Source organism: Mycobacterium asiaticum (assembly GCF_001668675.1).
Lineage (GTDB): Bacteria > Actinomycetota > Actinomycetes > Mycobacteriales > Mycobacteriaceae > Mycobacterium > Mycobacterium asiaticum_D.
Map to the genome: position 1 here is coordinate 1 of NZ_LZKQ01000024.1, position 5,838 is coordinate 5,838.

A 5,838-nucleotide genomic window follows, 5' to 3' on the forward strand; every position below is an offset into this window, starting at 1 on the left:
TTGTCAAAAGCCCCCGGGGGGGGCCCCCCCCGGGGGCCCCCCCCCCAAACCCCCCCCCCCCGGGGGGGGGGGGGGGGGTTTTGGGGGGGGCCCCCGCTACTCAGCGCTACCCAGCGCTACCTACCGGTAGTCGCTGTACCCGTAGTCGTCCAGCGGAACGGCAGCACCGGTGGCCTGACCGAAGTCCGGGCTGTAGTACTGGTCCTCGTACGACGGGATGGTGTACGCCGCGGCCCTGGCCTCTTCGGTCGGCTGAACCTGGATGTTGCGGTACCGGTTGATACCGGTACCGGCCGGGATCAGCTTTCCGATGATCACGTTCTCCTTCAGACCGTTGAGCTTGTCGCTGCGGCAGTTAATCGCCGCATCGGTCAGGACTCGCGTGGTCTCCTGGAACGACGCCGCACTCAGCCACGAGTCGGTGGCCAGCGACGCCTTCGTGATACCCATCAGCACCGGACGACCGGCGGCGGGCTCGCCGCCCTCGGCCACCACCCGGCGGTTCTCCGCCTCGAACTCCGCACGGTCGATCAGCGAGCCGGGCAGGAACTCCGTCGAGCCCGAGTCGATGATGGTGACGCGGCGCAGCATCTGGCGGACGATGACCTCGATGTGCTTGTCGTGGATCGACACACCCTGGGCGCGGTAGACCTCCTGGACCTCCCGGACCAGGTGGATCTGCACCTCGCGCGGGCCCTGCACACGCAGCACCTCGTGCGGGTCGGCCGAGCCTTCCATCAGCTGCTGGCCCACCTCCACGTGGTCGCCATCGGAGAGCACCCGCTCGGAGCCGTCCTCGTGCTTGAACACCCGCAGGCGCTGACGCTTGGACAGCTTGTCGTAGACCACTTCTTCGCCACCGTCGTCGGGGACGATGGTGATCTTGTAGAAGCGCTCGCCGTCCTCGAGGCGCACCCGGCCGGTGACGTCGGCGATCGGGGCCTTGCCGCGCGGCACGCGGGCCTCGAACAGCTCCTGGACACGCGGCAGACCGCCGGTGATGTCCTCACCCACACCACCCTGGTGGAAGGTACGCATGGTCAGCTGCGTGCCCGGCTCACCGATGGACTGGGCGGCGACGATACCCACGGCCTCGCCGATGTCGACCAGCTTGCCGGTGGCCATCGAACGTCCGTAGCAGGTGGCGCACACGCCGGTGCCGGTGGTGCAGGTCAGCACCGAGCGCACCTTGACCGTCGTGATGCCGGCCGCCAGCAGGGCGTCGATCTCCGGGTCACCCAGGTCCTCGCCGCGCGCGACGACGACGTTGCCGGCCTCGTCGACCGCGTCGGTACCCAAAGTCCGTGCGTACGCCGAGGTTTCGATGTACGGGTCCCGGATCAGGGTGCCGTCCGGCTGGCGCTCGGCCAGTTCGACGACGATGCCGCGCTCGGTCTGGCAGTCGTGCTCGCGCACGATGACGTCCTGCGAGACGTCCACCAGACGACGGGTCAGGTAGCCGGAGTCGGCGGTACGCAACGCGGTGTCCGCCAGACCCTTTCGAGCACCGTGGGTGTTGATGAAGTACTCCAGCACGGTCAGACCCTCACGGAACGAGGACTTGACCGGACGCGGGATGAACTCACCCTTCGGGTTGGTCACCAGGCCCTTCATGCCGGCCAGCGTTCGGGTCTGGGTGAAGTTACCCGTGGCGCCCGAGTCGACGATCGTGATGATCGGGTTGTCCGACGGGTAGTGCTCCCGGAGCGCCTGACCGACCTCGTCGGTGGCTTCCTTCCAGATCTCCACCAGTGCCTCGTTGCGCTCGTCATGGTTCAAGGCACCACGCTGGAACTGCTTTTCGACCTTCTCCGCACGCTCCTCGTAGTGGTCGAGGATCTCCTTCTTACGCGGCGGAACCAGCACGTCGGCCATCGAGACCGTCACGCCGCTTCGGGTCGCCCAGTAGAAACCGGCGTCCTTGAGCTTGTCGACGGTCTGCGCGACGACGATCATCGGGTAGCGCTCGGCCAGGTCGTTGATGATCGAAGCCTGCACCTTCTTGTGCATCTGCTTGTTCACGAACGGGTAGCCCAGCGGCAGCAGCTCGTTGAACAGCACCCGGCCCAGCGTGGTCTCGGCCACCCAGGCATCGCCCGGCTGCCAGCCGTTGGCACCGAACAGCTCGGCTTCCACCTCCGCCGGCGGGCGCAGCTGGGTCAGCCGCACCTTGATCTTGGCGCGCACCGAGAGCACCCCGCGGTCGGCCGCCATGATGGCCTCGGCCGGCGATGAGTACACACCCGCTTCGGGCTGATCGGCAGCGGCCGGCTGGTACTCGCCCTTGTCCCCCGCCACCTCGGTGGTGAGGAAGTACAGGCCGGTCACCATGTCCAGACGCGGCATGGCCAGCGGACGGCCAGAGGCCGGCGACAGGATGTTGTTGCTCGACAGCATCAGGATGCGGGCCTCAGCCTGCGCCTCCGCGGACAGCGGCAGGTGCACGGCCATCTGGTCACCGTCGAAGTCGGCGTTGAATGCCTCACACACCAACGGGTGCAGCTGAATTGCCTTGCCTTCCACCAGCATCGGCTCGAAAGCCTGGATGCCCAACCGGTGCAGGGTGGGTGCGCGGTTCAGCAACACCGGGTGCTCGGAGATGACCTCTTCGAGGACGTCCCACACCTGCGGGCGCTGGCGCTCCACCATCCGCTTGGCGCTCTTGATGTTCTGCGCGTGGTTCAGGTCGACCAGTCGCTTCATCACGAACGGCTTGAACAGCTCCAGCGCCATCAGCTTGGGCAAGCCGCACTGGTGCAGCTTGAGCTGCGGGCCGACCACGATGACCGAACGGCCCGAGTAGTCGACACGCTTACCGAGCAGGTTCTGCCGGAACCGGCCCTGCTTGCCCTTGAGCAGATCGGACAGCGACTTCAGCGGGCGGTTACCCGGCCCGGTGACCGGACGTCCGCGGCGGCCGTTGTCGAACAGCGCGTCCACCGACTCCTGCAGCATCCGCTTCTCGTTGTTGACGATGATCTCGGGCGCGCCGAGGTCGATCAGCCTCTTGAGCCGGTTGTTGCGGTTGATCACGCGGCGGTACAGGTCGTTGAGGTCGGAGGTGGCGAACCGGCCACCGTCGAGCTGCACCATGGGACGCAGTTCCGGCGGGATCACCGGGACGGCGTCGAGCACCATGCCCATCGGGGAGTTGCCGGACTGCTGGAAGGCAGCGACCACCTTCAGGCGCTTCAAAGCACGAAGCTTCTTCTGCCCCTTGCCACTCCGGATGACCTCACGCAGCGTCTCGGCCTCGGCGTCGATGTCGAAGTTCTCGATCAGCTTCTGGATCGACTCCGCACCCATGGCTCCGGTGAAGTACTCGCCGTAGCGGTCCTGCAGCTCGCGGTAGAGGTTCTCGTCCACGATCAGCTGCTTGGGGGCCAGCTTGGTGAAGGTGTTCCAGATGTCCTCGAGCCGGTCGAGCTCGCGCTGCGCGCGGTCGCGCAGCTGACGCATCTCACGCTCGCCGCCGTCGCGCACCTTGCGCTTGGCGTCGGCCTTGGCACCCTCGGCCTCGAGCTCGGCCAGGTCGGCCTCGAGCTTCTGCGCGCGGGCCTCCAGGTCGGCGTCGCGCTGGTCCTCGACGGCCTTGCGCTCCACCACCATTTCGGCTTCCAGCGTGGACAGCTCGTTGTGGCGCATCTCCTCGTCGACCGCGGTGATCACGTACGCGGCGAAGTAGATGATCTTCTCGAGGTCCTTGGGAGCCAGGTCCAGCAGGTAGCCCAGGCGCGACGGTACGCCCTTGAAGTACCAGATGTGCGTGACCGGAGCGGCCAGCTCGATGTGGCCCATCCGCTCACGACGCACCTTGGCGCGGGTCACCTCGACGCCACAGCGCTCACAGATGATGCCCTTGAAGCGCACGCGCTTGTACTTGCCGCAGTAGCACTCCCAGTCGCGAGTCGGTCCGAAGATCTTCTCGCAGAACAGGCCATCCTTCTCCGGCTTGAGCGTGCGGTAGTTGATGGTCTCCGGCTTCTTGACCTCGCCGTAGGACCACTGACGGATGTCCTCCGCGGTAGCCAGGCCGATGCGGAGTTCATCGAAGAAGTTGACGTCTAGCACGTAACTCCCTTTCCCCTTGCGGGTTTAGTAACTACTTAAAACTGGGTTTTCCTAAAAGGGTCAGGCAAGGTCCTCTACAGACGCGGATTCGTTGCGCGACAAGTTGATTCCCAAGTTGGCTGCGGCCCGCTCGAGGTCTTCGTCCTCGCCTTCGCGGAGCTCGATCGCCGCACCGTCACTCGAGAGCACCTCGACGTTGAGGCACAGCGACTGCAGCTCCTTGAGCAGCACCTTGAACGACTCGGGGATGCCGGGCTCGGGGATGTTCTCGCCCTTGACGATCGCCTCGTAGACCTTGACCCGCCCGACGGTGTCGTCGGACTTGATGGTCAAGAGCTCCTGCAGCGTGTACGCGGCACCGTAGGCCTGCATGGCCCAGCACTCCATCTCACCGAACCGCTGGCCACCGAACTGCGCCTTACCACCCAGCGGCTGCTGGGTGATCATCGAGTACGGGCCGGTGGAGCGGGCGTGGATCTTGTCGTCGACCAGGTGGTGCAGCTTCATGATGTACATGTAGCCAACGGTCACCGGGTACGGGAACGGCTCACCGCTGCGCCCGTCGAACAGCACCGCCTTGCCGTCGGCGTCGACCAGCACCTCACCGTCACGGTTGGGCAGCGTCGAGCCGAGCAGGCCCTGCAGCTCCTCCTCCTTGGCACCGTCGAACACCGGCGTCGAAACGATCTGGTTCGGCTGGGCGTGCCGCAGCTCCTCGGGCAGGTTGGCCGCCCACTCCGGAGTGCCCTCGATGTTCCAGCCGGCCTTGGCCACCCACCCCAGGTGGGTCTCCAGGATCTGGCCGATGTTCATCCGTCGCGGCACACCGTGGGTGTTCAGGATGATGTCCACCGGAGTGCCGTCCGGCAGGAACGGCATGTCCTCCACCGGCAGGATTTTGCCGATGACGCCCTTGTTGCCGTGCCGGCCGGCGAGCTTGTCACCGTCGGAGATCTTGCGCTTCTGGGCCACGTAGACGCGGACCAGCTCGTTGACGCCGGCGGGCAGCTCGTCGTCATCCTCGCGGGAGAACACCCGGATGCCGATGACCTTGCCGGATTCACCGTGCGGCACCTTCAGGGAGGTATCGCGGACCTCGCGGGCCTTCTCACCGAAGATGGCGCGCAGCAACCGCTCCTCTGGGGTCAGCTCGGTCTCCCCCTTGGGGGTGACCTTGCCGACCAGGATGTCGCCGTCGCGGACCTCGGCACCGATACGCACGATGCCGCGCTCGTCCAGGTCCGCCAGCACCTCGTCGGAGACGTTCGGGATGTCCCGGGTGATCTCCTCGGCGCCCAGCTTGGTGTCGCGGGCGTCGATCTCGTGCTCCTCGATGTGGATCGAGGTCAGCACGTCCTCTTCGACGAGGCGGTTGGACAGGATGATGGCGTCCTCGTAGTTGTGGCCTTCCCACGGCATGACCGCAACCAGCAGGTTCTTGCCGAGGGCCATCTCACCGTTCTCGGTGCACGGGCCGTCGGCGATCACCTGGCCGGCTTCCACCCGGTCCCCCGCATCCACGATCGGCGACTGGTTGGCGCAGGTGCCGTGGTTGGAGCGGGCGAACTTGCGCATCCGGTAGGTGCGCCGGGTGCCGGCGTCGTGCATGACGGTGATGTAGTCGGCCGACACCTCCTCGATGACACCGGCCTCCTCGGCGACGACGACGTCGCCGGCGTCGATGGCCGCACGCAGCTCCATACCGGTACCCACCAGCGGTGCCTCGCTGCGCACCAGCGGAACCGCCTGGCGCTGCATGTTGGCACC

General features: G+C 66.4%; 2 protein-coding genes. Both read right to left on the reverse strand.

The annotated features are described in order from the left end of the window. Positions 1-120: 120 nt before the first annotated feature. Positions 121-4,071, reverse strand: coding sequence for a DNA-directed RNA polymerase subunit beta' (locus tag A9X01_RS01720; protein WP_065119012.1), 3,951 nt, complete (start codon positions 4,069-4,071; stop codon positions 121-123). Positions 4,072-4,131: 60 nt separating this feature from the next. Next, positions 4,132-5,838: DNA-directed RNA polymerase subunit beta (rpoB, locus tag A9X01_RS01725; RefSeq protein ID WP_081282147.1), on the reverse strand; the 1,707-nt coding region annotated here is incomplete at its 5' end.